28 protein-coding genes are annotated in these 24,614 nt (G+C 71.3%); 14 read left to right on the top strand and 14 right to left on the bottom strand.

Annotated elements, in window-relative coordinates; translation table 11 throughout:
* Positions 1-71 precede the first annotated feature (71 nt).
* Genes ABH926_RS11005 through ABH926_RS10985 form a run of 5 tightly spaced genes read left to right on the top strand, consistent with a single transcriptional unit; the run spans position 72 to position 5,596 of the window.
* Positions 72-1,220, top strand: coding sequence for an ABC transporter ATP-binding protein (locus ABH926_RS11005; protein ID WP_370365333.1), 1,149 nt, complete (start codon positions 72-74; stop codon positions 1,218-1,220).
* The gene (locus ABH926_RS11000; protein WP_370365332.1) at positions 1,217-2,188 is read left to right on the top strand and encodes an ABC transporter permease; all 972 of its coding nucleotides are present in this window, start codon (positions 1,217-1,219) and stop codon (positions 2,186-2,188) included. Before ABH926_RS11005 ends, ABH926_RS11000 begins: the two co-directional genes overlap by 4 nt.
* Before the next feature lie 4 nt (positions 2,189-2,192).
* On the top strand, positions 2,193-3,185 hold the full coding sequence (locus tag ABH926_RS10995; RefSeq protein WP_370365331.1) for an ABC transporter permease: 993 nt from the start codon (positions 2,193-2,195) through the stop codon (positions 3,183-3,185).
* On the top strand, positions 3,182-4,168 hold the full coding sequence (locus ABH926_RS10990; RefSeq protein WP_370365330.1) for an ABC transporter ATP-binding protein: 987 nt from the start codon (positions 3,182-3,184) through the stop codon (positions 4,166-4,168). The genes ABH926_RS10995 and ABH926_RS10990 overlap by 4 nt, the downstream gene beginning before the upstream one ends.
* A 39-nt stretch (positions 4,169-4,207) precedes the next feature.
* Positions 4,208-5,596, top strand: coding sequence for a GH1 family beta-glucosidase (locus tag ABH926_RS10985; protein ID WP_370365329.1), 1,389 nt, complete (start codon positions 4,208-4,210; stop codon positions 5,594-5,596).
* Between the two features lie 92 nt (positions 5,597-5,688).
* Here ABH926_RS10985 and ABH926_RS10980 read toward each other — a convergent pair whose 3' ends face one another.
* The 3 genes from ABH926_RS10980 to ABH926_RS10970 form a co-directional block, all read right to left on the bottom strand.
* Positions 5,689-6,660 carry a sigma-70 family RNA polymerase sigma factor gene (locus tag ABH926_RS10980; protein ID WP_370365328.1) on the bottom strand — a complete coding sequence of 324 codons (972 nt, stop codon included), beginning with the start codon at positions 6,658-6,660 and terminating at the stop codon, positions 5,689-5,691.
* 10 nt (positions 6,661-6,670) lie between these two features.
* The gene (locus ABH926_RS10975; RefSeq protein ID WP_370365327.1) at positions 6,671-7,258 is read right to left on the bottom strand and encodes a TIGR03086 family metal-binding protein; all 588 of its coding nucleotides are present in this window, start codon (positions 7,256-7,258) and stop codon (positions 6,671-6,673) included.
* Positions 7,259-7,500: 242 nt separating this feature from the next.
* On the bottom strand, positions 7,501-7,980 hold the full coding sequence (locus ABH926_RS10970; protein WP_370365326.1) for a DUF1772 domain-containing protein: 480 nt from the start codon (positions 7,978-7,980) through the stop codon (positions 7,501-7,503).
* A gap of 146 nt (positions 7,981-8,126) precedes the next feature.
* Between ABH926_RS10970 and ABH926_RS10965 the strand changes: the two genes are divergently transcribed.
* The gene (locus ABH926_RS10965; RefSeq protein ID WP_370365325.1) at positions 8,127-9,170 is read left to right on the top strand and encodes a hypothetical protein; all 1,044 of its coding nucleotides are present in this window, start codon (positions 8,127-8,129) and stop codon (positions 9,168-9,170) included.
* A gap of 96 nt (positions 9,171-9,266) precedes the next feature.
* Positions 9,267-10,199 (top strand): CehA/McbA family metallohydrolase, encoded by a 933-nt coding sequence (locus tag ABH926_RS10960; RefSeq protein WP_370365324.1) that lies wholly within the window; start codon positions 9,267-9,269, stop codon positions 10,197-10,199.
* Here ABH926_RS10960 and ABH926_RS10955 read toward each other — a convergent pair whose 3' ends face one another.
* The gene (locus ABH926_RS10955) at positions 10,200-10,568 is read right to left on the bottom strand and encodes a hypothetical protein (RefSeq protein ID WP_370365323.1); all 369 of its coding nucleotides are present in this window, start codon (positions 10,566-10,568) and stop codon (positions 10,200-10,202) included.
* Between ABH926_RS10955 and ABH926_RS10950 the strand changes: the two genes are divergently transcribed.
* Positions 10,546-11,253: a hypothetical protein gene (locus ABH926_RS10950; protein ID WP_370365322.1), complete on the top strand. Its 708-nt coding sequence runs from the start codon at positions 10,546-10,548 to the stop codon at positions 11,251-11,253. The genes ABH926_RS10955 and ABH926_RS10950 overlap by 23 nt on opposite strands.
* 64 nt (positions 11,254-11,317) lie before the next feature.
* On the opposite strand, the gene ABH926_RS10945 is transcribed toward ABH926_RS10950, so the two are convergent.
* The 3 genes from ABH926_RS10945 to ABH926_RS10935 form a co-directional block, all read right to left on the bottom strand.
* Positions 11,318-11,710 carry a hypothetical protein gene (locus ABH926_RS10945; RefSeq protein WP_370365321.1) on the bottom strand — a complete coding sequence of 131 codons (393 nt, stop codon included), beginning with the start codon at positions 11,708-11,710 and terminating at the stop codon, positions 11,318-11,320.
* The gene (locus ABH926_RS10940) at positions 11,707-12,627 is read right to left on the bottom strand and encodes a metallophosphoesterase (protein ID WP_370365552.1); all 921 of its coding nucleotides are present in this window, start codon (positions 12,625-12,627) and stop codon (positions 11,707-11,709) included. Before ABH926_RS10940 ends, ABH926_RS10945 begins: the two co-directional genes overlap by 4 nt.
* A gap of 68 nt (positions 12,628-12,695) precedes the next feature.
* Entirely contained in the window at positions 12,696-13,256 is a 561-nt protein-coding gene (locus ABH926_RS10935) for a plastocyanin/azurin family copper-binding protein (RefSeq protein WP_370365320.1), read from the bottom strand.
* A 216-nt stretch (positions 13,257-13,472) separates the two neighbouring features.
* Between ABH926_RS10935 and ABH926_RS10930 the strand changes: the two genes are divergently transcribed.
* The 4 genes from ABH926_RS10930 to ABH926_RS10915 all read left to right on the top strand — a co-directional run bounded on the left by ABH926_RS10930 (position 13,473) and on the right by ABH926_RS10915 (position 17,869).
* A complete protein-coding gene (locus ABH926_RS10930) occupies positions 13,473-14,063 on the top strand; it encodes an RNA polymerase sigma factor (protein WP_370365551.1) in 591 nt (196 codons plus the stop codon).
* Complete coding sequence (locus tag ABH926_RS10925) at positions 14,060-14,755, top strand: Rieske (2Fe-2S) protein (RefSeq protein WP_370365319.1); 696 nt, start codon at positions 14,060-14,062, stop codon at positions 14,753-14,755. Before ABH926_RS10930 ends, ABH926_RS10925 begins: the two co-directional genes overlap by 4 nt.
* Positions 14,756-14,868: 113 nt before the next feature.
* On the top strand, positions 14,869-16,824 hold the full coding sequence (locus ABH926_RS10920) for a sigma-70 family RNA polymerase sigma factor (RefSeq protein WP_370365318.1): 1,956 nt from the start codon (positions 14,869-14,871) through the stop codon (positions 16,822-16,824).
* Positions 16,825-17,014: 190 nt separating this feature from the next.
* Entirely contained in the window at positions 17,015-17,869 is an 855-nt protein-coding gene (locus ABH926_RS10915) for a thaumatin family protein (protein ID WP_370365317.1), read from the top strand.
* A gap of 121 nt (positions 17,870-17,990) precedes the next feature.
* Here the strand turns inward: ABH926_RS10915 and ABH926_RS10910 are convergent, their stop codons facing one another.
* A complete protein-coding gene (locus tag ABH926_RS10910) occupies positions 17,991-18,194 on the bottom strand; it encodes a hypothetical protein (RefSeq protein ID WP_370365316.1) in 204 nt (67 codons plus the stop codon).
* On the opposite strand from ABH926_RS10910, the gene ABH926_RS10905 reads away from it, so the two are divergent.
* Complete coding sequence (locus tag ABH926_RS10905; RefSeq protein WP_370365315.1) at positions 18,184-18,939, top strand: thaumatin family protein; 756 nt, start codon at positions 18,184-18,186, stop codon at positions 18,937-18,939. The genes ABH926_RS10910 and ABH926_RS10905 overlap by 11 nt on opposite strands.
* Here the strand turns inward: ABH926_RS10905 and ABH926_RS10900 are convergent.
* Genes ABH926_RS10900 through ABH926_RS10885 form a run of 4 tightly spaced genes read right to left on the bottom strand, consistent with a single transcriptional unit; the run spans position 18,903 to position 21,969 of the window.
* Entirely contained in the window at positions 18,903-19,637 is a 735-nt protein-coding gene (locus ABH926_RS10900; RefSeq protein ID WP_370365314.1) for an ATP/GTP-binding protein, read from the bottom strand. The genes ABH926_RS10905 and ABH926_RS10900 overlap by 37 nt on opposite strands.
* Complete coding sequence (locus ABH926_RS10895) at positions 19,618-20,184, bottom strand: DUF742 domain-containing protein (protein WP_370365313.1); 567 nt, start codon at positions 20,182-20,184, stop codon at positions 19,618-19,620. Before ABH926_RS10895 ends, ABH926_RS10900 begins: the two co-directional genes overlap by 20 nt.
* A 4-nt stretch (positions 20,185-20,188) precedes the next feature.
* Positions 20,189-20,569 carry a roadblock/LC7 domain-containing protein gene (locus ABH926_RS10890; RefSeq protein ID WP_370365550.1) on the bottom strand — a complete coding sequence of 127 codons (381 nt, stop codon included), beginning with the start codon at positions 20,567-20,569 and terminating at the stop codon, positions 20,189-20,191.
* A gap of 17 nt (positions 20,570-20,586) precedes the next feature.
* On the bottom strand, positions 20,587-21,969 hold the full coding sequence (locus tag ABH926_RS10885; RefSeq protein ID WP_370365312.1) for a sensor histidine kinase: 1,383 nt from the start codon (positions 21,967-21,969) through the stop codon (positions 20,587-20,589).
* 470 nt (positions 21,970-22,439) lie between these two features.
* On the opposite strand from ABH926_RS10885, the gene ABH926_RS10880 reads away from it, so the two are divergent.
* A complete protein-coding gene (locus ABH926_RS10880) occupies positions 22,440-22,814 on the top strand; it encodes a hypothetical protein (protein ID WP_370365311.1) in 375 nt (124 codons plus the stop codon).
* A gap of 37 nt (positions 22,815-22,851) precedes the next feature.
* Here ABH926_RS10880 and ABH926_RS10875 read toward each other — a convergent pair whose 3' ends face one another.
* Together ABH926_RS10875 and ABH926_RS10870 are read right to left on the bottom strand one after the other, a co-directional pair.
* A complete protein-coding gene (locus ABH926_RS10875) occupies positions 22,852-24,012 on the bottom strand; it encodes an NAD(P)/FAD-dependent oxidoreductase (RefSeq protein WP_370365310.1) in 1,161 nt (386 codons plus the stop codon).
* Between the two features lie 75 nt (positions 24,013-24,087).
* A complete protein-coding gene (locus tag ABH926_RS10870; protein ID WP_370365309.1) occupies positions 24,088-24,537 on the bottom strand; it encodes a hypothetical protein in 450 nt (149 codons plus the stop codon).
* Positions 24,538-24,614: the final 77 nt, after the last annotated feature.

Here is a 24,614-nt window from a genome sequence, read left to right as displayed (position 1 = left end):
GCGGCGGCGTTGAGGGGCGCCGCCGCCCGGCCCGCGGAAGGAAGACGAAAGCCCGTGGAAGGAACGCACTGATGACGGCGCTTGACCACGAGGTGGTCCTGGAAGCCGAGGCGCTGACCAAGCACTTCCCGGTGCGCGCCCGCGGCCGGGCGGCCCTGTCCGGCCGGGCGAAGGTCGTGCACGCCGTGGACGACGTCACCCTGAGCCTGCGCCGGGGCCGGGTCACCGCGCTGGTCGGCGAGTCCGGCTCGGGCAAGTCGACCGTCGCCCGGCTGCTGGCGCAGCTCTACCCGCGCACCGGCGGCGACATCCGCATCGGCGGGGTGTCCACCGCGGTGAAGGGCGGACGGCAGTTCAAGGCCTACGCCCGCCGGGTGCAGCTGATCTTCCAGGACCCGTTCGCGTCGCTGAACCCGGTGCACACCGTGCGCCACCACCTGACCCGCGCGCTGAAGATCCACGGCCGCTACGACGGCGAGCAGTCGCTGGCCGACCTGCTGGGCCGGGTGCAGCTGACGCCGGCCGCGCTGTACCTGGACAAGTACCCGCACGAGCTGTCCGGCGGCCAGCGCCAGCGCGTGTCCATAGCCCGGGCCCTGGCGGCCGACCCGGAGGCGCTGCTGGCCGACGAGCCGGTCTCGATGCTGGATGTGTCGATCCGCCTGGGCGTGCTGAACCTGCTGGCCGACCTGAAGGAGCGCCTGGACCTGGCAGTGCTCTACATCACCCACGACATCGCCTCGGCGCGCTACTTCGCCGACGAGACGCTGGTGATGTACGCCGGGCGCATGGTCGAGGGCGGCGACTCCGAGACGGTGACGCAGCGGCCCGCACACCCCTACACGCACCTGCTGATCCACTCGGCGCCGGATCCCGAACGCGTGCGCGGCGGCGCGGTGCCCTACGACGACGAGGACACCGGCGAGCCGCCGAGCCTGATCGACCCGCCGGCCGGCTGCCGGTTCCACCCGCGCTGCCCGAAGGCGATGGACGTGTGCCGGACGACGGTGCCGGAGCGGACGCTGGTGGGGGATGCTCCGGACCACTGGGTCGCCTGCTGGCTGTTCGAGGACGGTCAGGGCGAGGGCGGGAAGACCGCCGAGGTCGCGGGCGCCGAAAACGCATCCGGCAGTGAGGTCGTGGGCGCCACCACCACCGAACCCGCCATCACCACCGAACCCGATCCCGAAGCGCCCGACCTGGAAGGAGCCGAGCCGTGAAGTTCTTCGCCCGCCGCCTCGGCTTCTACCTCTTCACCCTCTGGGCCGCCATCACCATCAACTTCTTCATCCCGCGCATGATCCCCGGCAACGCCGTCGACTCGCTGATCGAGCAGCGCCGCGGCGAGGTCGACAGCAAGGCCGTGGAATCCCTGAACATCCTGTTCGGCCTGGACAAGCACCAGAGCCTGGCCTCCCAGTACTGGCACTACCTGGTCCAGCTCGCCCACGGCGATCTGGGCATCAGCTTCGGCAACTTCCCCGAGCCGGTGACCTCGGTCCTGAGCTCGGCGCTGCCCTGGACGCTCGGGCTGATCGGCACCACCACGATCCTGGCGTTCCTGATCGGCACCGGGCTCGGCGTGCTCGCCGGGTGGAAGCGCGGCACCTGGGTGGACGGCCTGCTGCCGGCGACCTCGTTCCTGTCCTCGATCCCGTACTTCTGGCTCGGGCTGATCACCGTGGCCTGGCTCGCGAGCCCGCTCGGCCTGCCCACGTCCGGCGGCTACACCGTCGGCAACACGCCGGGCTGGTCCATCGCCGGGGACATCCTCGGCCACATGATCCTGCCGGCGCTGACGATCATCGTCACCTCGGTCGGCGGCTGGCTGCTGTCGATGCGGAACATGATGGTCACGGTCACCGCCGAGGACTACATCACCGTCGCGCACGCCAAGGGTCTGTCCGGGACCCGCGTGATGACCAAGTACGCGGCCCGCAACGCGCTGCTGCCCTCGGTCTCCGGCTTCGGCATGGCCCTGGGCCTGGTGGTCGGCGGCACGTTCCTGGTGGAGCAGGTCTTCTCGCTGCCCGGGGTCGGGCTCCAGCTGATCAACGCCATCTCAGGACACGACTATCCGCTGATCCAGGGCATCTTCCTGGTCGTGACGATCGCGGTGCTGGCCGCGAACTTCCTCGCCGACCTCGCCTACATGGCGCTCGACCCGCGTACCCGGAAGGAGGGATGACCCCATGAGCCAGCCAGTCGTGGTGTCCGCGCAGGCGGCGGCGGCAACCGGGAGGGCGAAGTTCCGCTTCCGGATGCCGAGCGTCAAGGTCTCGATCGGCCTGGGCATGCTGCTCGTGTTCACCTTCGTCGCGCTCTTCGGCGCGTCCCTCGCGCCCTTCGACCCCTCCAAGCGCAGCAACGACATCCTGCAGAGCCCGTCCGCCAAGCACCTGTTCGGCACAACGCACCTGGGCCAGGACATCTTCAGCCAGATCCTGGTCGGCACCCGCTCGGTGATGTTCGTCGGCTTCTTCGCCGGCATCCTGGCCACGGCGATCGCCGTGCTCGTGGGCGTCACCTCCGGCTACCTGTCCGGCTTCTGGGGCGACTCGGTGTCCACGCTGTCCAACGTGTTCATCGTGATCCCGGCGCTGCCGCTGATCGTCATCGTCACCAACGTGATCCCGAACTCCGGGGACTGGGCCATCGCGCTGGTCATCGGCTGCACCTCCTGGGCCTGGGGCGCACGGCTTCTCAGAGCCCAGACGCTGTCGCTGCGCAACCGCGACTTCGTGCAGGCGGCGAAGGCCAACGGCGAGTCCACCTGGCGCATCGTGGTGGCCGAGATCCTGCCCAATCTCACCGCGATCATCGCCTCCTCGTTCATCGGCACCGTGATGTTCGCCGTGATGACCGAGATCGCGCTGGCCTACGTCGGCGTCTCGGGCATCTCGGAGTGGAACTGGGGCGAGGTGCTCTTCTGGGCGCAGGGCCAGCAGGCGCTGGCCATCGGCGCGTGGTGGTGGTTCGTGCCGGCCGGGCTGTGCATCGCCCTGCTGGGCACGGCGCTGGCGCTGGTCAACTTCGGGATCGACGAGATCGTCAACCCGCGGCTGCGCGGCGGTGCCAAGACCGTGGTCCGCACCGCCGACGGCCGCAAGGCCCGGATGCGGATCGGTTTCACCCCGGTGCTCTCGCCGCGGACGGACAGTGGAGAAGGGGGCGGCGGCCGATGAGCCCGGTCCTGGAGATCAAGGGACTGTCGATCGACTACGGAGTCGGCGAGCAGTCCGTGCGCGCGGTCAACACGGTGGACCTGACGCTCAACCGCGGCGAGGTCCTGGGCCTGGCCGGGGAGTCCGGCTCCGGCAAGTCGACCCTGGCCTACGGCGCCACCCGGTTGCTGCCGCCGCCAGGGGTGGTGACCGGGGGATCAGTGCTCTACCACCCGGAGCAGGGCGACCCGGTCGACCTGCTGCGGATGACGGACAACGAACTGCGCGCGTTCCGCTGGAGCGAGCTGTCGATCGTCTTCCAGGGCGCGATGAACTCGCTGAACCCGGTGGCCAGCGTGGCCGCGCAGCTCACCGACGTCATCGCCGAGCACCGGCCGAAGTCCACCAAGCTCGAGCGGACGACCCGCGCCGCCGAGCTGCTGACCCTGGTCGGCATCGCCAAGGACCGGCTGGACAGCTACCCGCACCAGCTCTCCGGCGGCATGCGGCAGCGCGTGATGATCGCGATGGCGCTGGCCCTGGAGCCGCGGGTGGTCATCATGGACGAGCCGACCACGGCGCTGGACGTGGTGATGCAGCGGCAGATCATGCGGCAGCTGTCCCGGCTCAAGGAGCAGCTGGGCTTCTCCGTCATCTTCATCACCCACGACCTGTCGCTGCTGGTGGAGTTCAGCGACCGGATCGCGATCATGTACGGCGGCCGGATCGTCGAGGAGGCGCCGGCCGTCGAGATCTACGACAAGTCCCTGCACCCCTACAGCGACGGGCTTCTGCACTCGTTCCCCGCCTTGCGCGGGCCGCGGCGGGAGCTCACCGGAATCCCCGGCTCGCCCCCGGACCTGCGGGACATGCCGGCCGGCTGCGCGTTCGCCCCGCGCTGCTCGAAAGCGTTCGACCCCTGCGGCGTCTCGCCGCCGCCGCTGGTCCGGCCGGCCTCGGACCCGGAGCGGTCCGTGGCCTGCTACTTGCACCCTTCGGCGTGAGCTGACTGCGTCAGTTTGTTAAGGATATTGAGGAGAACCATGTCTTTGGAGCTTCCCCGCGACTTCCGGTGGGGCGTCGCGACCTCGGCGTACCAGATCGAGGGGGCGGTGAATGAGGACGGCCGGACCCCGTCGATCTGGGACACGTTCTGCCGCGTTCCGGGTGCGATCGACAACGGCGAGGACGGCGACGTCGCCTGCGACCACTACCACCGCATGCCGGAGGACGTGGGGCTGATCAAGTCGCTCGGCGTCGACACGTATCGCTTCTCGGTGTCCTGGCCGCGCGTGCAGCCCGGGGGGAGCGGGCCGGCGAACCCCGCCGGCCTGGCGTTCTACGACCGGCTGGTGGACGAGCTGCTCAGCGCCGGGATCACGCCGTGGCTGACGCTGTACCACTGGGACCTGCCTCAGGAGCTGGAGGACGCGGGCGGCTGGCCGAACCGCGACACCGCCTTCCGGTTCGCCGACTACGCCGAACTGGTCTACGACCGCCTCGGCGACCGCGTCGAGCACTGGACGACCCACAACGAGGCGTGGTGCGCGGCGTGGCTGGGCTACGTCGAGGGCGTGCACGCCCCGGGCCGCCGGAACTACGCCGACGGCATCGCCGCGATCCACCACCTGCTGCTCGGCCACGGCCTGGCGGTCCGCCGGCTGCGCGCCGCGGCCGCGGCCGCCGACCGCCCGATCGACCTGGCGATCACGCACATCCTGGGCAACTCGATCCCGGCCTCCGACTCGCCGGTGGACCTGGAGGCCGCGCGCCGCGGCGACGCCCTGCACTTCCGGGCCTACATGGACCCGCTGTTCAAGGGCGCCTACCCGCAGGACCTGCTCGCCGACCTGGAGGCGATCGACGTCGCCATCCCGATCGAGGAGGGCGACCTGGAGATCATGGCCGCGCCCCTGGACACCCTCGGCGTGAACTACTACCGCTCGATGAAGACCACCGGCTTCGCCGAGGACGGCTCCACCGTCGACGCCGCCGGCCGGCCGGTGACCCGCACCGTCGACTTCGGCGACCGGCCCAAGACCTACATCGACTGGGAGGTCATGCCGGACGACTTCGCCGACCTGCTGGTCCGCATCAGCCAGGACTACCCGGGGACGCCGCTGGTCATCACCGAGAACGGCGCGGCCTACGACGACGTTCCGGACAAGGACGGCTTCGTCGACGACGAGGACCGCACCGAGTACATCGCCACCCACCTGGCCGCCGTCGCCCAGGCCCGGCAGCGGGGCGCGGACATCCGCGGCTACTTCGCGTGGTCCCTGATGGACAACTTCGAGTGGGCGTACGGGTACGACAAGCGGTTCGGCATCGTCCGCACCGACTATGAGACCCAGACCCGCACCCCCAAGCGCAGCGCACTGTGGCTGCGCGACACGATCGCCCGCGCCCGGAGCCCTCGCGGCGACGAGTGACGCGGGAAGTGCCTGGAGCCGATCGCAGCCGGCTGTAGGCGCTGGGGCGGGGACCGTGTGCGCCGGTTCCCGCCCCTTTTGGCTTTCGCCTTTCACACGCGCCGGAAAACGGCGACCAGATCCGGGTCGCCGAACGAGACGATGCGTCTGATGCGGTCACCGACGACGTCGAGGACGATGACGCCATAGGGCTGATACCGGCCCTCCTCGTCGCGCAGATACCCCACGGCCGCCGGGTGCCCGTTGGCCCCGCCGGCGACCGGGACCATGCGCCACAACCCGGGGTCGCCGAGGACATGGTCTCGCAGCACCGGGATGCAGGTCTCCACGCCCTTGAACCAGGCCCGGATCGGCGGCGCCTCGATCGAGGCGTCCTGGAGCAGCAGGCGGGTCAGGGCGTCCGCGTCGGCGTTCTCGAAAGCCTTGATGTACTTCGCGAGGACCGCTCGGGCCTGCGGCGCTGTGGGCTCGGTGGTGCGCTCGGCGGTCGGCGCCTGCTCCTTGAGCGTCGCGCGGGCGCGCTGCAGTGAGCTCTTGACCGACGCGGTCGAGGTCTGGAGCATGTCGGCGACCTCGGCGGCGGGGAAGGCCAGGACGTCGCGGAGCACCAGCACGGCCCGCTGCTTCGGCGGCAGGTGCTGGAGGCTGGCGACCAGCGCCAGGCGCACCCCTTCGCGGGCCGCGACCACCGATGCCGGGTCGCCGGACTCGGGGGTGACCCACGCGTCCGGGACCGGCTGGAGCCAGTGCTGCCGCTGGTCGGGGTCGAGCGCCGCTGTCTCCACGTCCGGCTGCGGCGGGCCCAGGCCGGAGGGCAGGACCCGCCGATCGGCGTCGCGCCGTCTGGCCAACGCGGTCAGGCAGCCGTTGGTGGCGATCTGGTGGAGCCAGGTGCGCACCGACGAGCGGCCTTCGAACCCGTCGTAGTGACGCCACGCGCGCAGGTAGGTCTCCTGCACGAGGTCTTCGGCGTCGAAGACGGAACCGAGCATGCGGTAGCAGTGGGCGAACAGCTCACGCCGGTACGGCTCTGTCTCCCTGGCGAATTCGGCGGCGTCGGCCACAGGCGCGTCCCTACACCTCTCGCCCGAGGAACGCGGCGAGCCGGTCCGCCGGACACGCGCCCTCAGGCGCCGCGCACTCCGGCCCGAACGAGGCCTCGGTGTCCGGCCCGCGCAGCGAGTCGTCGATGGAGACGTGGGCCAGCCCGAGCAGCGCTACCGCCAACTCCGGCGCCAGGTCGGTGTCGTGCCCGAGAGCCTGCGCCAGGTCCCAGCCGTGGGCGAACTGGTCTGTGGCCGCGAACCCCTCAAGCGCCGCACCCGGGAACTCCCCGAAGGGCACCGTCACCATCCGCTCCGCCGCCCCCTCCGCCCCGAAGGCATCGAGCGTGACACGGATGCTCTCCTCGTAAGCGGCCACGAAGTCGCCGGCGGCATAGTCCTCACCCTCCGCGGCCTCAAGCCCCTTGTCACCGGAGACCATCGACGCCCACCAGCGCGCCGCGCTGATGACGTGGTTGACGAGCGCCCGGACGTCCCACGAGGCGCACGGCGTGGGTTTCGCCAGGTCATGCGGCTCGACCTTCCGCAAGACGCTCATCGTGCTGTCGAAGGCCGCACTCAACTCCACACCCGGGAACGTGTTCGATTCCGTCATCATCGATCCTCTCATTCGCGGACGGCGACCGCCGTCACCCAGGCAGACTCGGCGCGGGCGGGAAAGGAATCGGTGGGGGTTCCGACCTGCGGATAGGTGCCGGACGTGCGGTCACACAGAGTGAACGCGACGCTGGCGTGTCGGAGGGCGGAAGACCTGCGCCCGGTGCCAGCCGAGGTGCGCGGTGTCCGGCAGCGGGAAGCCGCCCCGCGGCGGCAGTCCAGTCCACCGGGCAAGCTTGCTCGCTACCGCCCCCGCAACGCCATCCCGAGGCAGACGACGGCTGTGATGAGCACCACCCCGCGCGTCGCGTTCCACGCGTTCCATGCTCGTTCGAACCGCGCGCGCACAGCTCCGGGCTCGGCGATCGCCGCCGGTTCGCCGGCCGCGTCCAGCGCGTTGTTGAGCGGGACGTTCGCGGCCACCGTGATCAGCAGCGCGGCGATGTTCAGCGCCAGTGCCGCGATCGTCCAGCCGGACGCGCCGTCCTTCGCGGCCTGGAGCCCGACGGTCACGGCCGCGAAGGCCGGGGCGCCGAAGAAGGCGGCGAAGAACACCGGGTTCTGGATGGTGACGTTGATCTTCTGCATCACCTCGATGAACGTGCGGTCGTCGAGCCCGCGCAGGGCGAGCATGACGGAGGTCGCGTAAGCGAAGTAGGTACCCGCGACGAGCCCGGTCAGGACCGTCGCCACGATGGTGGTCAGCTGCTCGGTCGGTGTCATGCCTCCAGCTAACGCGGGTCGCGGCGAGACTATCCATAGCCGAGGGTGTCGAAAACATGCGTCTGCGTCTCAGCCTGCGCCGCGACCGCATTCCCACGGCGACGTGTGGGTGACACGATGTGCGGGTGAGCAGGGGGAGCGGCTGGATGCCCAATGGGGATTTCGGGACGCGCGACAATCCGGACGCGGTTGCCATGGCCGCCTGGACGGCGAGCGGGGTCGGCGCCCTCGACGAGGCCGTCACGGCCGCGCGGCAGGCGGTCGAGGACGATCCCGACGACTGGCGCCGGCAGCTGGACCTCGTCAGCGCCCTGGCCGCACGCCATAAGCGGATGGCCGACCTGCTCGGAGGGGACCTGGTCCGGGAGGCCGTCGCCGCGGCACGCCGGGCCGTCGCGCTGGCCCCCGACGAGCCCGAGGCGCATCTGGCGCTCGCCGACGCGCTGCGGGCGGTCTGGCCGCGCCGGATCACGACCAGGTTGGAGGCGTTCGCGGAGATCGACAAGGCCGAACTCCTGGGCATGGATCAGCGGGACCTCGCCGAGCGGCGCGCCGGGGTCGAGGGCGGTTCGGTGCCCGTGATCATCTCCTGGCCGATCTCCACGCTCTTCTTCATGTTCGGGATCCAAGGCGTCGGCGGCGGCATCGGCCGGGTGATCGCGGACGTGGGGTTCGTCGCGTTCGCCATCGCAGCGCGCACATTCCGCGCGCGGGCCAAAGGTCAGTCGCTCAGAGAATCGCTGGACATCAGGAGGAGGCTCCACCGGAAGCGCTTGGCGACCGACGAGCAGATGCTGCTCAGGGCGCCGGCCGGTGCGGCCGTCCTGACGATCCTGGTCTTTCCAGGCGCGGCCCTGGCGATACCCGGCGCGGAGAAGGTCGCCCAGTCCTCGGTGGCGTCGTACCTGCTGCTCGCCGCGATCGCCGTGCTGGTCCCGGCGATCTGGATCGGCGTGGACCGCTGGCTCCGGCCCGGAACGGTGGTCAAGGCCCTGCGACACGACGTGTTCACCGCGGTCTGCGTGCCGATCACCCTCGTCATCGCGCCGATCGTGCCCGTGCTGGTCCTGCTCAGAGTCCATTCCTCAGGACTCTGGTTCTCACTGTTCCTCGGCCCGATGGCGTGGATGGTCGGCGTCTTCATCTGGGGCATGACCCTCACCTCACGCCGCAAGAAGGCCGCTCAGTAGACGCCGGAGCCGTCGGCGGCCTCGCCGGCCGTGGTCGCGGTGCTCGGTCTGCTTCCAGCAGTACTGTTGCCGAGGGCCTGAGGGAGGAATCTGTCCGTGCCGAACATCACGTGGTACCGCGGCGATTGCCACGTCCACTCAGTGCACTCCAACGGCGGCGAGCTGACTCCGGCACAGGCGGTGGCCGCCGCCCGGGCCGCCAGGCTGGACTTCGTCGCGGGCACCGAGCACAACACGGCGCAGGCGCACGATCTCTGGCGCGGCCTCGACGCCGAGGACCTGCTGGTGCTGCTCGGCCAGGAAGTGGTCACCCGCGACGGCCACTGGCTCGCGCTCGGCCTGGCGCCCGGGCAGCTTGTCGCCTGGGATTACGACGCGGGCGAAGGTGTCCTGGCGCGGCAACTCGCCGAGGTACATCGCGTCGGCGGCCTGTGCGTGGCCGCGCACCCTTACGCGCCCTATCCCACCGGCACTCTCCGTCACCCTTATCAGGGCTTTGACGTAGTCGAGGTCTGGAACGGCCCCTGGACCTCCGACGTCGCCTGGCAGGCGGACAACGAGGCAGCGCTGGCCGACTGGGCCCGCGCCCTGGCCGCCGACGTCCCCGAAGGCCGCTGGCGCCCGGTGATCGGCAACAGCGACACCCACCTCCACGGCCAGATCGCGGTCCCGCACACCGTCGTGGCCGCCGACCGCCTCAGCGCCGACGCCCTTCTCGCCGGCCTGCGTGCGGGGCGGAGCTGGATCGCGGAATCGGCTGCGGTGCACGTGACTTTCAGCGTTTCGGCCGGGCCCCGGCACGCCGGAATCGGCGAGCGGCTGACGACCGGTGGGGAGGTGGTCGTGGCGCGGGTTGAGGTTCGCGGCGTGCCTTCGGGCGTGGTGACCTTCCACAACCAGGACGGTCCGATGCACAGCGGTTCGCCGCAATGGCAGACCAGCGCGGCGGAATCAGCGTTCGTGCGTATCGAGGTTCGCCACCCCGAAGGCCATATGGCGGCTCTGGCAAACCCGATTTTTCTGTCCTGATCAATGGTACGGTCGGCCGGTGCCTCGGACTCTTTTGCCCGGCATGGCCGTGGTGATCGTGTTTTTCTGTGTGGCTGCGGAAGCCGGTTGTGACTCGGGATCCGCGGCTATAACTGCGTCGCCCAGTACTTCCGCTACTCCTTCCTTGACAACGCCGTCCGCGTCCAGAACGGTCGCTGCGCCGAAGTCCCCGTCGCCATCGAGATCGCTGTCACCGTCGCCATTCCCATCGTCATCGTCATCGTCGTCGCATTCCGCGACGCTACCGGGCTCCGCCTGGCCGAACGCCGCGACCACCGGCGTAAAACGGGGGTCCGGTCTCGTGCCGAAGAAGGGCGAGATCCTGGTGACCGAGAACGGCGCCGTCATCCAGAACATCGACTTGGTCGGCGACATCCGGGTGGAAGCTGACAACGTCATCATCCGCAACGTGCGGATCTCGGCGCCGCAGAGTTCGGATATCGATCAGTGGGGAATTCTGCAATGGGTCGGGTATTCCGGTCTGACCGTCGAGGACAGTGAGATCGGCGGACGGTCCGATACCGAGCTCCGGCAGGCCGTCATGAATGACGGCGGGCTGGTGACGGTGCTGCGGTGCAATATCCACGGGATGAGCAAGAAGGGCGTTTACACCAGCCAGGGCGACATCGAGGACAACTACATCCACGACCCCTACTGGTTCGCCGCCGCCGACGGCGAGATCGACATGGTCCGGGTCGACGGTTCCCCCGACCCCGGCACGTCGCTGCTCATCAAACACAATGCCCTGATAGACACCACCACCACGAACAGCGCGATCAGCCTGTTCGAGGCCGACGGCGGCACCCCGTCCCGGGTCACCGTCGAGGACAACTACATGGCGACCGCGGGGTGGGCGATCTACGCCGGCGGCCAGACGGCGGCGACCAGCGACATCGTCGTGAAGGACAACGTCTTCGGGGTCAAGTTCAAGAACGGGTACGGCTACGTGACCGAATGGAATCCGCAAGGCCCGGGCAACGTCTGGTCGGGCAACCACTGGGAGGACGGCCGGGCCGCGCCACTGCCGAGCTGACTGAAGGCCCGGCTCCCCCCTCTGGAGTCGGGTCTTCAGTCAGGGCTCGGATAAACCCGCTCCGCTACCGCCCCAGCCGCCTGACCAGCCCGATCGCCGTCGGCGCCAGCAGAAGCAGCGTCGCCACCTCGACCAGCACGCTGACCAGCGACTGCGGCGAGGGCTGCCATCCGCGCTCGGTGAAGCCGAACACGCCGACCGTGCGCGACGCGGCGAACCCGCCGAGCGCGCCGGCTGCCGCTCCGGCCGCGGCGATGCGGATGTAGACCGGGCCACCGACCAGCAGCAGGGCCGCCAGCGCGAAGGACGCGCTGGCCTGGAGCAGGAACAAGACCCCCACGACGTGGATGAAGCGGTAGCCGGAGACGTAGAGCTGAGCGTGGATGTAGCCGCTGGCGGCCAGGGTGGCGGCCAGCGCGACCCGCAGGCCGATCTCCGTCAGGGTTCTGCGTGTCATGCCAGCCTCGTGTCCGTGATGGCCAGCGGCGTCGCGCCGGCCTTGTACGTCACGCTCCGGATGCCCAGCGCGTCCTTGAGCTGCCCGGCCGGCAGGACCTGCGGGGTCGGTGCCGGGGCCTTGCCGGGGGCCGGGAGCGGGTAGGCCGTGGTGGTCGCCGAGTGGAAGGTGACGTTGCCCTCGGTCTTGCTGAACAGCTGGTGCACATGGCCGTTGAGGCACGTGACGGAGGCGAACCTGCGCAGCAGCGCCAGCACTTGCAGCGCGTCGTCGGTGCTCCAGCCCCACGCCGGATACATCGCGAACAGCGGGATGTGGCTGAAGACCACGATCGGCGTGTCCGAGCTCAGGCCCGCGACGTCCTTGCGGACGAAGTCGATCTGGGCGGCGCCCAGATGCCCGAGCTTTTCCAGACTCAGGGTGTTGACCAGCGCGATGAAGTGCACGCCGTGGGTGTCGAAGGAGTACCACCCGTCCCCGGTCGTACCGGCGCCGAACGTCTGGCGGTAGGCGCGCCCGGAGTCGCCCACCGAGTCGTGTTCGCCCGGGACGGTGAACACCCGGCCGGTACGCACCTGGGTGAGCATCTGCCGGACCTGGTCGAACTGCGCGGCGGTGGACAGGTGTGTCAGGTCGCCGGTGTGCATGACGAAGTCCGGCCGGAATCCCAGACTGTTGACCTGCTCGATCGCCTCGTTGAACGACGCGGTGACGTCGGTGTTGGCCGGTCCCGTGAACCCGATGTGGCTGTCGGAGATCTGCACGAAGCGCAGCGCGTCGGCGTCGGCGGCGGTCGCGGCCGCGGCGGCGCTGTCCTTGTCGTGCGCGATATGGCTGACCACCTCGCCGCCGGCGACGGTGAGCACGACGGCCGAGCCGAACCAGCCGGCGTGGCGCAGCAGTTGGCGGCGGCTCATGCCGTTCGGGCCATCGGAGCCCTTCGGGGCGTCGGGCAGGTCGGGCAGGTCGGGGGTGAACTCGTTGCTCATGGGGTCACCGTCACTGTCGCGGTCATGAACGGATGGATCGTGCACAGGTAGGAGTACGTGCCGGGCTTGGTGAACGTGTAGGAGTAGCTCTGCCCGGTGGCCAACGCCGCCGAGCCCAAGGGCCCGCCCGGACCCTGGCTCGTGACCGTGTGCGCGTCGGAGTCCTTGTTCGTCCAGGTCACCGTGGTCCCCGCCTTCACCGTCAGGGCGGCCGGGGAGAAGGCGAAGTTCATGATCTGCACGGCGTTCCCGGCGACCGGAGCCGCCGGTGCGCCGCCGGCGCTGGTCGCCGTGGGCATGGACATACTCGGCATACTCGACATGCTCGGCATGTCCGAGGCACCGGCGACCGGTCTGGTGGCGGTCGCCCCGGGGGCGCCGGCCAGCGACTGGCCGCTGCCCGGCTCGATCGCGGTGGAGGTGTTCGCGGCGGCTGCCGGATGCGAGGTACCGCCGCAGGCGGTCGCCAGCGCGAGGGTGGTCACGGCCAGTGCGGCCAGCGCCGTTGTGCGCGACCGCCCGGCACCGCCGGGGCTTCGGTCGGCTCTGGGATTCATCGGAATTCGACTCCTGATATCGGCTCGATCGTGTTCGTAGACCGATAGCCGTCGGGGTTACAGAAGCCGGCGTGTAACCCCGGTCCCTATCTGTCTGTGAGACCGGACCTTCCGGCACCGGCGGACGCTCTGCGACGTCGATCACAGATGGGCCCTCTAGGATGAGGTGTGAGCAGCGGGCGCCTGGCGCGGCTTGTCAGAGTTCTGGGACAGGGCATGCCCAGTCCGCGCCGTGAAGTGCTGGGCGCCGTGCCCGAGCGCCCTGTCGCCGTCGACGAGCCGCGGACGCTGCCCACGGCCGCGTACCCGGGCTGGGAGGCGATCTACGCCGACAACGTCGAGCGGATCTATCGCCTCATGTACGCCAAGGTCGGCAACCGCCACGACGCCGAAGACCTGACCTCCCAGGTGTTCCTGACCGCCTTCGGCCCGCTGCGGACCACGGCCAGCGTCGGGGAGGTGCGGGCCTACCTGCTCGCCACGGCGCGCACCGTCCTGGCCACGCACTGGCGCTCGACGCTGGGCCACCAGGTCACGGTGATCGACGTCGGCGAGGCCGGGCTGGAAGACTTCTCCTCGGGACCGGCGCAGGACGAGCGGACCGGCCGGACGACCGAGCGGATCGGGACGATCCTGGCGGGGCTGCCCGAACGGCACCGGGCGATCTTGACGCTGCGCTTCCTGCGGGGCTACTCCATCAAGGCCGCCGCGGCCGAGCTGGGCGTGTCGGTGGCCAACGCCAAGGTGCTGCAACACCGCGCCCTGCGCCGCGCCGCAGGACTGGACAAGGAAGGGGAAGCGTCGTGAAGCGCCCGATCGACCGCTACGTGGACAGCCTGCTGCGCCGGCGCCGCCCCGCGGCCTTCGCGCCCACCGAGGACGACATCGCCGTCGCCCGCGCCGCCATCGACCTGGCCGCCGCCGCACCCGACGCACAGCGCCCGCGCGAGGCGTTCGTCGAGGACCTGCGCCGCCGCCTCGCCGAGCGGCAGGACGCCCCGCCGCCGGCGCCGGCCACGACGGAGGCCCACCGGATCCGGGGCCGCCGCCGCTTTCTGACCGCGACCGCCCTCACCGCGACCGGCGTCGTCGCGGGCGTTGGCGTGGAGGCGGCCCTGGTCGGTTCGGCGTCCCCGGCGGGCGAGGGCGGCGACCAGGAGCTGACTCCGACCGTCGGCAGCTGGCAGACGGTCGCGGCCGCCGCGGATCTGCCGGAGGGCGCGGTGCTGCCGTTCGACCTCGGCGCGGTGACCGGCTTCGTCCGGCGGGTGTCGGGCCGCGTCCAGGCCGTGTCCGGGTTCTGTACGCACCAGGGCTGCCGGCTGCGCCTGGACACCCCTCACGATCAGCTCGCCTGCCCCTGCCACGGAGCCACCTTCACCCTGGCCGGGGCACCGCTGACACGCCCGCACGGCGGCTCGCCGCTGCCCGCGCTGCCCCGGCTGGCGGTCCGCGTCGACTCCGGGAACGTCCAGGTGTACGCGCCGAACCGGGCCTGAACAGAACGCCGGTCAAAATTCGTGTTATGCGGGCCTGGCCCGCACGGTCTCCTCTATATGGTCATCGCACAACCACCACCGTCGACCACAGTTGATACAGAGGACGGCCCGGCATGAGAGCACCGCGGGGCGGATTCGACGCCGCCACCGTGCGGGCGGCGCAGCGCGGCGACCAGGCCGCGCTGCGCGATCTGCTCGCCGAAGCACTGCCGCTGGTCTACAACATCGTCGGCTTCGCCCTCCAGTCGCACGCCGACGTGGACGACGCCGTCCAGGAGACCATGGTCCGCGCCGTCCGGAGCCTGGGCGACGTCCGCGACCCGGCGGCGTTCCGGTCCTGGCTGGTCGCGGTCGCGATCCGCCAGGTCCACGACCACCAGCGCGCACGCAGCGCGGTGCAGGCCCGCACCATGCCGCTGGACGAGGCGGCGGCCGTCGCCGACCCCGCCGCCGACTTCGCCGACCTGACGGTCCTGCGCCTGGAACTGACCGGCCAGCGCCGGGAGGTCGCCGAGGCGGCGGGCTGGCTGGACGCCGGCAACCGCGAGCTCCTGGGGCTGTGGTGGCTGGCCGAGCACGGCCGCCTGGACCGCGCCGAGCTGGCCGAGGCCCTCGGCGTGCCGCAGAACCAGGCCGCGGTGCGCATCCAGCGGCTGAAGCAGCAGCTGTCGGCCACGCGCGTGGTCGTGCGCGCACTGCGGGCGCCGGAGAGATGCCGGGGCCTGTCGGACCTGACGAGCAGGTGGGACGGCCACCGCAACGCCTTGTGGCGCAAACGGTTCGTGGGCCACACCCGGGACTGCGAGATCTGCGACGCGCGCTCGAGCGACCTGGTGCCGGTCGAGAAGCTGCTGGCCGGGCTGCCGCTGGCGGTGGTGCCGACGGCGCTGGCCGCCGCGGTGTTCAAGGCGGCGACGGCGGCGGCCGGCGGATCGGGGGTGCTGGGGCTCGGGGGCGGGCACGGAGTCGGGCACGGGGCTGGTTCGGCCGGCGGTGCTCACGGTTCGGCGGGTTCGGCGGGCTCGGCGGCTCTCGGCCACGGCTCCGGCAAGCTTCTCGGGTTCCTGCCCGCCAAAGCCCCGGCCGTGATCGCGGCGGTGGCCGCGGCCGGCGCTGTCAGTGTGGCCGCCACGGCGGTCTGGGCCGGCTCCTCGACATCCGGCGCTGTGCCGGCACCCACCTCGATCGCCGCCGTGACCACCACTTCCCGCAGCGCGGTGTCCATAGCGAGCCCCTCACCGACCCCCAAGCCGAGCTCGTCGTCGTCGCCGGCCGCCTCCAGCCCCAGCCTCAGTTCCAGCTCCGCCCCGAAGCCGCCGGCATCGCCCACCGCGCACACGGGCCCGAAAAAGGGCGTCGCAGCCTGGGGCGCCCCCGCCCTCGACACCGCACTGACCGCGTCCAAAGCCTCCTGGTACTACGACTGGTCGCCCAGCCGCATCGACCAGCTCGGCCACGCGGGCCCGGAGTTCGTCCCGATGATCTGGGGCGCGAAGAACGCCGACCCCGCCACGCTGGCCACAGCCCGCTCGCAGGGCTCCACCCTGCTCGGCTTCAACGAGCCCGACATGGGCGCGCAGTCCAACATGACCGTGGAGCAGGCGCTGGACCTTTGGCCCAAGCTCCAGGCCACCGGCCTGCGCCTGGGCAGTCCGGCGGTCGCCACCGGCGCGGCCACGCCCGGCGGCTGGCTCGACCGCTTCATGGCCGGTGCGGCGGCGCGCGGCTACCGCGTCGATTTCATCACCGTGCACTGGTACGGCTCGGACTTCCGGACCGGCCCGGCGGTCGATCAGCTTCGGTCCTACCTCCAGGCCATCCACGACCGCTACCACCTGCCGATCTGGGTCACCGAGTACGCGCTCATCTCCTTCTCCGGCGGCACGCAGTATCCGGCCCCGAACCAGCAGGCCGCCTTCGTCACCGCCTCCGCGGCGATGCTCGACTCGCTGCCGTACGTCGAGCGCTACGCGTGGTTCGGGCTGGCGGCGTCGGGTGCCCAGACGGGCACCGCGTTGTTCCAGAATGGTTCGCCGACTCCGATGGGGGTGGCGTATGAAGCATCCTGAGATATCGGTGCGATGGCTGCTCGCGCTGAGCGCAGCCGTGGTCTGTGTCATCACGGCGGCCGCGTGCTCCAGCGGGACAGCGGTCACGGCTGGAAAGCCCTCTTCGCAGCAGCCGGGCTCATCGCAATCCAGCCCACAGCAATCGCCGTCCAGCGCATCGCCATCCATCGCACCGCCGACCAGTGCGCCGATGGTCACCACGTCACAGACCGGCGCCTCGACGGCCACCGCACCACTGGCCACCGTGCCGAAGTCCGGCACCACCGCCCTGCCCGGTACCGGCACCACCGCCCCACCCGGCACCGCCACCACCGCCCCATCCGGTACCGGCCCCGCCACCGGCCCGCGCACCCTCACCATGGTCAACAAGCTCTCCCAGACCATCTGGCCCGCCGTCGCCGCCGACCCGAAGCACCCCGTCGCCGCGACCGGCTGGGTCCTGGCCCCGGGGGCCAGCGTCACCATCAGCATCCCCGACCACTGGGACGTCCGCGTCTGGGCGCGCGCCGGCTGCGCGTTCAACTCCGCCGGGACCGGCCACTGCCTGTCAGGGGACTGCCAGGGCAAGTTCCAGTGCGGCAGCACCTGGGGCGAGTTCCCCTCCACGCTGGCCGAGTTCAACCTCAACGCCTGGCAGGGCATGGACTTCTACGACGTCAGCCTCGTCGAGGGCAACAACCTGCCGATGTACGTCAACCAGTCCGGCGGCCGCACCCCGGACCCGATGAGCCCGGACGGCTGCACCAAGGCCGGCTGCACCCGCGACGCCAGCGCCACGTGCCCGTCGGTGCTCCAAGTGGTCCGCGGCGGCGCGGTCACCGCGTGCAAGAGTTCGTGCCTGGCCCTGGGCGGCGACCAGATGTGCTGCCTCGGCCAGTGGTCGAGCCGGGCCGCGTGCGACCCCGCCAAGTGGCCGGTCGATTCCGCCGCGGTGTTCAAGAAGGCCGAGCCGTTCGCGTACTCGTACGTGGACGACGACGCCACCAGTGTTCTGACATGCACGGGGGAGTGCAGCTATCGGATTACGTGGGGAGTGAGCCCATGACCGGGCATCGCAGCGGACGACGCGGATATCGGCCCATCGTGGCCGGCGGACTGGCAGGCATGGCGGCGCTCGCGCTCGTGCTGTGGCTCGCCGGGTTCGGAGCGAGTCGTGGCAGCGCGAATCAGGCCTCGAATTCGGCTGTGGCGCAGACCGCATCCGGGTCGGGATCCGGATCGACTTCCTCGGCCCAAAGCCCGGCGGGTTCCTCCACCTCGGCGACATCGGCGTCGTCTTCGACATCACGGGCGAGTGCGACCGGCTCGCAGCCTTCGACGTCGGCGCGCGCCGGCTCGCCGACACAGAACGCGTCCAGCGTGTCCAGCACATCCAGCACCACCTCCAGTCCCGGATCCGTCGCCCGCCCCGCCGGCGCGCACCTGATCACCATCGTGAACGCCGACACCCAGACCATCTGGGCGGCGACGAACCCGAACGCCCAGCACCCGATCCCGCAGACCGGCTGGCGTCTCGACCCGGGCCAGAGCGTCACCTTCGCGGTCCCGCAGGGCTGGGGCGGCCGGGTCTGGGGACGTACCGGCTGCACCTTCTCCGCCTCCGGCTCCGGCCACTGCCTGAGCGGCGACTGCGGCGGCGTGTTCCAGTGCCGCGGCGCGGGAGCCCCGCCGGCGACCCTCGCCGAGCTGACCCTGGACTCCTTCGACGGCCTGGACTTCTACGACGTGAGCCTGGTCGACGGGTCGAACCTGCCGATGTACATCAACACCAGCCACCGCGTCGGACCGGACCCGGTCTCCCAGGACGGCTGTTATCAGGGCTCGTGCACCAAGCCGATCGTGTGCCCGGGCCCCATGCAGGTCAAGGCGGCCGGCCAGGTCGTGGCGTGCACGACCCCGTGCGCGGCGTTCGGCGGCGACGCCTACTGCTGCACCGGCCAGTGGTCCGGCCGCCAGAACTGCGATCCCGCGAAGTGGCCGGTCGACTACGCGAAGCTGGTGTACAAGGACGCTGAGCCTTATGCGTACTCGTACGCCTTCGACGACTCGGCGACCATGTCCTGCAAGGGCGACTGCGACTACCGCATCGTTTTCGGCACCAGCTCCAACAGATAGCTGCTCAGATCGAGCAGGACGTCCCGGCAGGAGGAGCGTTCGCGCGCGTCGCAGAGGATGACGGGCACCCAGCCCGACAGGTCCATCGCCGCGCGCAGCTCCTCCACCGGGTAGACCGGCGCCTCGGGGAAGCAGTTCGCCGCGACCACGAACGGGACGCCGCGGTCTTCCAGGCGTTCCAGGACGTCGAAGCTCTCGTCCAGGCGCCGGACGTCGACGAGCACGATCGCGCCCAGCGCCCCTTCCACCAGGCCGTCCCACAGGAACCAGAAACGTTCCTGGCCCGGCGTGCCGAACAGGTAGAGGACCACGTGCTCGTCGATGCTGATGCGGCCGAAGTCCATGGCGACGGTGGTCGTGCTCTTCGTCGGCGGCGCGCCGGCCGGAGCCGGGTCCGACATCGGCTCCTCGGTGGTCAGCGGCGAGATGTCGCTCACCGAGGTGACGAAGGTGGTCTTGCCCACGCCCAGCGGACCGACCACGGCGATCTTCAGGGCGACCGAGGTGGTCGCCGGCAGGCCGGGCGCACCGGGGGAGTCGGCGGCGCCCGGCGGTTCGGGGAGGCCGGCTTCGCCGCGCTCGGCTGCGCCGGCTATGTCAGCCGTGTCGGCTATGCCAGCCGGCTCGGCCGTGTCGGTCGCGTCGCGCGAACCGTGCACCTCGGCGGCGAGGGCGCGGTCAGAGGCGCCGGAGGCCATTGATCACCTTCTTGAGCAACTCGGGATCGACGCCGGCGGCCCGGATCGGCCGGCGCTGGACCAGCAGACCCGTCGCCAGCAGGTCCGCGACCAGGATCGCGGTCGCGCTGAACGGCAGCCGCACGTAGGCCGACACCTCCGCGACCGACAGGGGGCGGCGGCACAGCCGCATGATCGTGGCCTGTTCCGGCGACAGGCCGGGGGGTGCCGCGTCGGCCGCCACGATCAGCGTGACCAGGTCCAGGTCGGCAGCCGGGGCGGAGCGTCCGCCGGTGATGACGTAGATGCGCTCCAGCGTGCTGCGGCGTGGGGACGGCGGCGATTCGGGGTTCGTGGTCTCGCCCCGGCGGGGCATGGCCGCGGCCGGCGGAGCCTTTTCGGCGCCGGCACGGTCTGGGCTGGCATGGTCTGGGCTGGCACGGTCTGGGCTGGCATGGTCTGGGCCGGCATGGTGGTCGGCGGCATGCCGGGGCCGGGGCGGCGTCGACTGCTGCGACGGCCCGGAACCCAGCCACGACGTCCGGGGCGGCGGCGATCCGGTACTCACCAGATCACCTGCCCTCCCGGCGCGCGGGGCTCGCCAGATGCTCGCCTATCCGCACCACCAGATCGCGCAGCTGCCGCCCCATCAACCCGGCGTCCACACCCTCGTCGGCCACCACCGCCACGTACGCGCCCTCGCCGGCGGCCATCACGTAGAAGAACCCGCCGCCGACCTCGATGACGATCATCCGCGTCCGCTGGTCCGCGCCGGGGAACATCTCCGCCACCGCCGCCGACAGGCTCTGCAGGCCGGCACAGATCGCGGCCAGGCGATCGGCCACGTCCTCCTCGACCGCGTAGTGCGCCAGCCGCATCCCGTCCGCGGTGAGCACCAGCGCGTGGCGGGCCCCCGGAACGCCGTCCACCAAACCCTGGAGCAGCCAGTCCATCTGCATCTGCGGCCGGATCACGAAGCCGCACCTCGCTCTCGGTCGTCGTCATCGCCGGGGGACGCGGCCGGGCCGCCGCGGAAGGCGTCGAGCCACTGCCCGGGGCCGGGTTCTGGCTCGGGGCCGGAGCTAGAGCCAGAGCCAGGGCCAGGGCCAGGGCCAGGGCCATGGTTGGGGCCAGCGCCAGGGTCAGCGCCAGGCCCAGGTCCGGATTTCGCGTCGAAGGGACCACGGTCGCGGTCGTTCACACCCGGCACCCGAACCGTTCTGGCCACCGTCGGCGGCGCCGTCGGCGGACGCCTCCGCCGTTGCGGCAGCCCGCCGGGCCGTCCGTCCGCCGTACCGTTCGCCCGCACACCCGGCTCATCGGACGTCCGCGCGTCATCCGCCGGCGCGCGCCCCGCCGATCCCGATACGCGAGGCGCCACCGGGGCCGTGGCGGCCCCGACGAGAACGAGCTCCTCCGGCAGGAACAGCTGTGCCTTCACCCCGCCGGCCGCCGACGGCCGCACACTCGCCTGGAAACCGACCGTGTGCGCGAGCCGCCCTATCACCGCCAGACCGAGCCTGGGGGAGCCGCCCACGTCGGCGAGGTCCAGGCCCGGCGCGCCGGGATCGGCCAGGACCCGCGCGACGTGTTCGGCCGCCTGCGGCGCCAGCCCGACCCCGGCGTCCACCACCTCGATCATGATCCCGCCGGCGGTGCGGCGCGCCGTGAGCGCCACCGGTGAGTCAGGGGGCGAATACCGGGTCGCGTTGTCCAGCAGTTCGGCCAGCGCGTGCACGACCGCCTCCACCGCCGTCCCGGCCAGCTCGGCCTGGGGCGCCTCGGCCAGCTCCACCCGCCGGTAGTCGACGATCCTGGACATCGCCCCGCGCAGCACGCTGAACACCGGGACCGGTTCGGACCACTGGCGTCCCGGGCGCTCGCCGGCCAGCACCACCAGGCTGTCGGCGAACCGGCCGATCAGCGCCGTCGCGTGGTCCAGGCGCATCAGGTCGGCGAACATGGCCGGATCGCCGCCGTGCCGCTCCTGCATCTCGCTGAGGTCGCCGAGCTGTTTGTGGACGATGGCCTGGACCCGGCGCCCGATGTTCACGAAGGCGCGCTCGGTGAAGTCCGCGCCGGTGTCGCCATCAGCGCTTGCGCCTGCGCCTGTACCTGCGCCAGTGATTGTGCCTGCGTCGGTGCCTGCGCCGGCCGCCGGCTCCCGGTCGCGCGGAGCCGCCGGGCCCTCGGCCGGCTCACGGGCGCGGCCGCTGTGCGCCTGCCGCCAGCGTACGTTCTCGGCCTCGGCGTCCGCGCAGCGCACCCGCAGCACCGCGACGCGCTGACGCGTGACCAGTACCGTGACGCCCCAGCCGGCCATGGCGCCGCACAAGGCGAGCGCCGTTCCCATCGCCGTCCCCACCACCGCTATCGAATCCTCCGCCCCACCCGTCAGTCACCCAACGCACCCGACGAGTCACAGCGCATAGCCCTATCGCAGACCTCGAAGATCCCGCAGGTGTTTGCGCGACTACTTTGGGTGACTTCCGGATCCGCGTCCGCGCACGGCGCGTTGTCGCAGGCCTACGCGTTGTGCCGCCGCCGACCGGTCTGGGGCCTTTTCGGCGGAAGCGGACTCCTTGGGGACTCTGTTGTTCGAACACCGTCGGCGGCCCTCGTCCGTGCCAGGGTCGTGGCCCGTGAAGGCGTCCCACCCTCGTGTGGACGCCGACGTCCGCCCGGTTCGCGTCCGGCGGTCCGGGATGAAGGTGGTGAAGCGTGCCAGCACGGAAAAGGAGCGATGAGGCGGCCGCCCCGGTCCCCGCTCGCAGGCCCCCAGCCCGCGCGGCGAATCAGTCCCCAGCGAAGAAGGAGTACTCCATGTCGATGACCATTGACGTCGCGCTGAAGGAAGCCATGCGCACCGAGGGGGCGATCGGCGCCGCGCTGGTCGACTACGGCAGCGGCATGTCGCTCGGCGAGATCAGCGTCTCCAAGGAGCTCGACCTGACGGTCGCCGCGGCCGGCAACACCGAGGTGGTGCGGGCCAAGATGCGGACGATGGAGATGCTCAAGATGAACGACACCATCGAGGACATCCTCATCACCCTCGGCCGCCAGTACCACATAATCAGGCCCCTGGCCTCCCGCAGCGGTTCGGGCCTGTTCCTCTACCTGGCCATCGACCGCACCCGCGGGAACCTGGCGCTGGCCCGCCACCAGATGCGGGTGGTGGCCGAGAGCATCGAGATCTGAGGGCCGGCCGGCTGCCCGCCGCGACGGTCCCCGCCGTTCACCGAGCGGGGAAGCGCTCCGGGCGGAAGTCCGCGAGCAGCGCATCACGCGTCCCGCTCAGGATCTCCACCGCGAGCAGCCGGCCGAGCACCGGTCCGAGCGTGATGCCGCTGTGCGAGACGGCCTCGTAGTAGCCGGGGACGGACGGCACCGCCCCCACCGAGGGGAATCCGTCGGCCGGGATGGGCCGGTTGGACACCCGCGTGCCCACGATGCGGGAGCCTTCGAGTTCCGGCAGGACGCGGCGCACCGATTCGTGCAGCAGCCCTCCGAGCTCCGCCGGATCCTCGACGGTGTCGATGAGCGCGTCGATCTCGCGGCTGTGCAGGACCATCGAGGCGTCCGAGTCGGGGCGGATCTCGATGTGCGGCGCGTGCATGACGTGCCGGATCGGCACCCGGGCGCAGGCGATCCGCGTGACGGCACCGGGCTCCCTGCGCATCGGCAGGTCCCGCGCGACGAGTCCGGCCACCTGGGAGGCGTCGGGCCCGGCCGCGTTCACGACGACGTCGACGGCGAGGCTGCTCCCGTCGGACAGGACGACGGCCTGTACGGCCCCGTCACCGCCCCCGCCCCCGCTCCCGTCCGCGCTCCCGTCCGCGTCGGTGCGGATGGCGCTGACCCCGGTACCGAACCGGCACTCGGCGCCCGCGGCGGCGGCCGCGCCGACCAGGCGCTCAACGAGATGGCGTCCATGGACCCAGGCCTCGTCCGGATAGAACAGGACCGGTGTGGCCGCGGGCATGGAGAGCGCCGGTTCCAGGCGGCGCGCCTCGTCCCCGGTCAGGACCTCGACCCGGTAGTCCCAGTCGGCCAGCAGATCGGCGATCTGCAGCCACTTCGCCTCCGTCGCCGGATCGTCGGACCAGCGCAGGTGGCCGCCGGGATACCACCACGACTCCGGACCGACGGCCTCGGAGAGCCGGCGGTACTCGGCGAGCCCTGCGACGTTCAGGTCGAAGTAGGACCGGCGCACGGTCTTGTTGCTGGCGTTGACCCACGAGAAGGTCCAGTCGGTGACGCCTTCGCCGGGCCGGCCGGCATCGATGAGGACCACCTCGGCGCCGCGCCGGGCGAGGTTCCAGCCCACGCAGGCTCCGAGGACGCCCGCTCCGATGACGGCGGCGCGCACAGGCTGCTTCGCGGGTTCGGTCCCCATGCACGACTTCTTCCCCGATCGCGGCCGGATCCACCCGATCCACCCGGATCCGCCCCGACCCACCCCGGTCCGCCCCTACAGCCAGCCCCAGCATGTCGCGCGGTATCCGAGCTGGGCCCGGCTCCGCGCGCCGGCCAGTTTCATCAGGTCCCTGATGCGGCGCTCGACGCTGCTCGCGCTCATGTTCAGGGTCCGGTCGGCGGCGGCGTCGGCCAGCAGGAGCCGCAGCAGGTGCATCCCGCAGGCGTCGGGGGTGTGCGGTGCCACGGGCTCGGGCCGGCGCTGGTGCGGCAGCGGCAGGCAGGCCAGGTCGGCCACGGCCGCCAGGGCGGCGCGGTGGCCGAGCTGCATGCGGTTGGCGGACTCCGACCAGTCCATCAGCTCCCTGATGCGGCGCTGGACGGTGCGCTCGCTCACCCCCAGGCGATGCGCGCTGGCGTGGTCGGTCAGGCCGGCCACCAGGTTGGCCAGGGTCTGGCGGTGGTCCGAACCGAGGCGGTTCGACCAGGTCATCGTATCGGGCACGGGCGCCTCCGTTCGCCGGGTCCTCGAATATCAAGACGCGCGCGGGGCGTTCCCGGGTTGCATCAGGCTCCTGTCGT

This window comes from Catenulispora sp. GP43, from assembly GCF_041260665.1.
Classification (GTDB): domain Bacteria; phylum Actinomycetota; class Actinomycetes; order Streptomycetales; family Catenulisporaceae; genus Catenulispora.
Note: the sequence above shows the minus strand (reverse complement) of the source record. Positions and strands in the feature narration are given on the sequence as shown.

Coding starts and splice junctions, on each gene's coding strand:
- ABH926_RS10975 (WP_370365327.1), bottom strand. CDS start 7,258: ATGATGACGGAATCGAACACGTTCCCGGGTGTGGAGTTGAGTGCGGCC.
- ABH926_RS10990 (WP_370365330.1), top strand. CDS start 3,182: ATGAGCCCGGTCCTGGAGATCAAGGGACTGTCGATCGACTACGGAGTC.
- ABH926_RS10880 (WP_370365311.1), top strand. CDS start 22,440: ATGTCGATGACCATTGACGTCGCGCTGAAGGAAGCCATGCGCACCGAG.
- ABH926_RS10970 (WP_370365326.1), bottom strand. CDS start 7,980: ATGACACCGACCGAGCAGCTGACCACCATCGTGGCGACGGTCCTGACC.
- ABH926_RS10940 (WP_370365552.1), bottom strand. CDS start 12,627: ATGAGCCGCCGCCAACTGCTGCGCCACGCCGGCTGGTTCGGCTCGGCC.
- ABH926_RS10915 (WP_370365317.1), top strand. CDS start 17,015: ATGGTCACCACGTCACAGACCGGCGCCTCGACGGCCACCGCACCACTG.
- ABH926_RS10930 (WP_370365551.1), top strand. CDS start 13,473: ATGCCCAGTCCGCGCCGTGAAGTGCTGGGCGCCGTGCCCGAGCGCCCT.
- ABH926_RS10900 (WP_370365314.1), bottom strand. CDS start 19,637: ATGGCCTCCGGCGCCTCTGACCGCGCCCTCGCCGCCGAGGTGCACGGT.
- ABH926_RS10955 (WP_370365323.1), bottom strand. CDS start 10,568: ATGACGGCGCCGTTCTCGGTCACCAGGATCTCGCCCTTCTTCGGCACG.
- ABH926_RS10935 (WP_370365320.1), bottom strand. CDS start 13,256: ATGAATCCCAGAGCCGACCGAAGCCCCGGCGGTGCCGGGCGGTCGCGC.
- ABH926_RS10995 (WP_370365331.1), top strand. CDS start 2,193: ATGAGCCAGCCAGTCGTGGTGTCCGCGCAGGCGGCGGCGGCAACCGGG.
- ABH926_RS10920 (WP_370365318.1), top strand. CDS start 14,869: ATGAGAGCACCGCGGGGCGGATTCGACGCCGCCACCGTGCGGGCGGCG.
- ABH926_RS10945 (WP_370365321.1), bottom strand. CDS start 11,710: ATGACACGCAGAACCCTGACGGAGATCGGCCTGCGGGTCGCGCTGGCC.
- ABH926_RS10985 (WP_370365329.1), top strand. CDS start 4,208: ATGTCTTTGGAGCTTCCCCGCGACTTCCGGTGGGGCGTCGCGACCTCG.
- ABH926_RS10875 (WP_370365310.1), bottom strand. CDS start 24,012: ATGGGGACCGAACCCGCGAAGCAGCCTGTGCGCGCCGCCGTCATCGGA.
- ABH926_RS10890 (WP_370365550.1), bottom strand. CDS start 20,569: ATGGACTGGCTGCTCCAGGGTTTGGTGGACGGCGTTCCGGGGGCCCGC.
- ABH926_RS10965 (WP_370365325.1), top strand. CDS start 8,127: ATGCCCAATGGGGATTTCGGGACGCGCGACAATCCGGACGCGGTTGCC.
- ABH926_RS11005 (WP_370365333.1), top strand. CDS start 72: ATGACGGCGCTTGACCACGAGGTGGTCCTGGAAGCCGAGGCGCTGACC.
- ABH926_RS10885 (WP_370365312.1), bottom strand. CDS start 21,969: ATGGGAACGGCGCTCGCCTTGTGCGGCGCCATGGCCGGCTGGGGCGTC.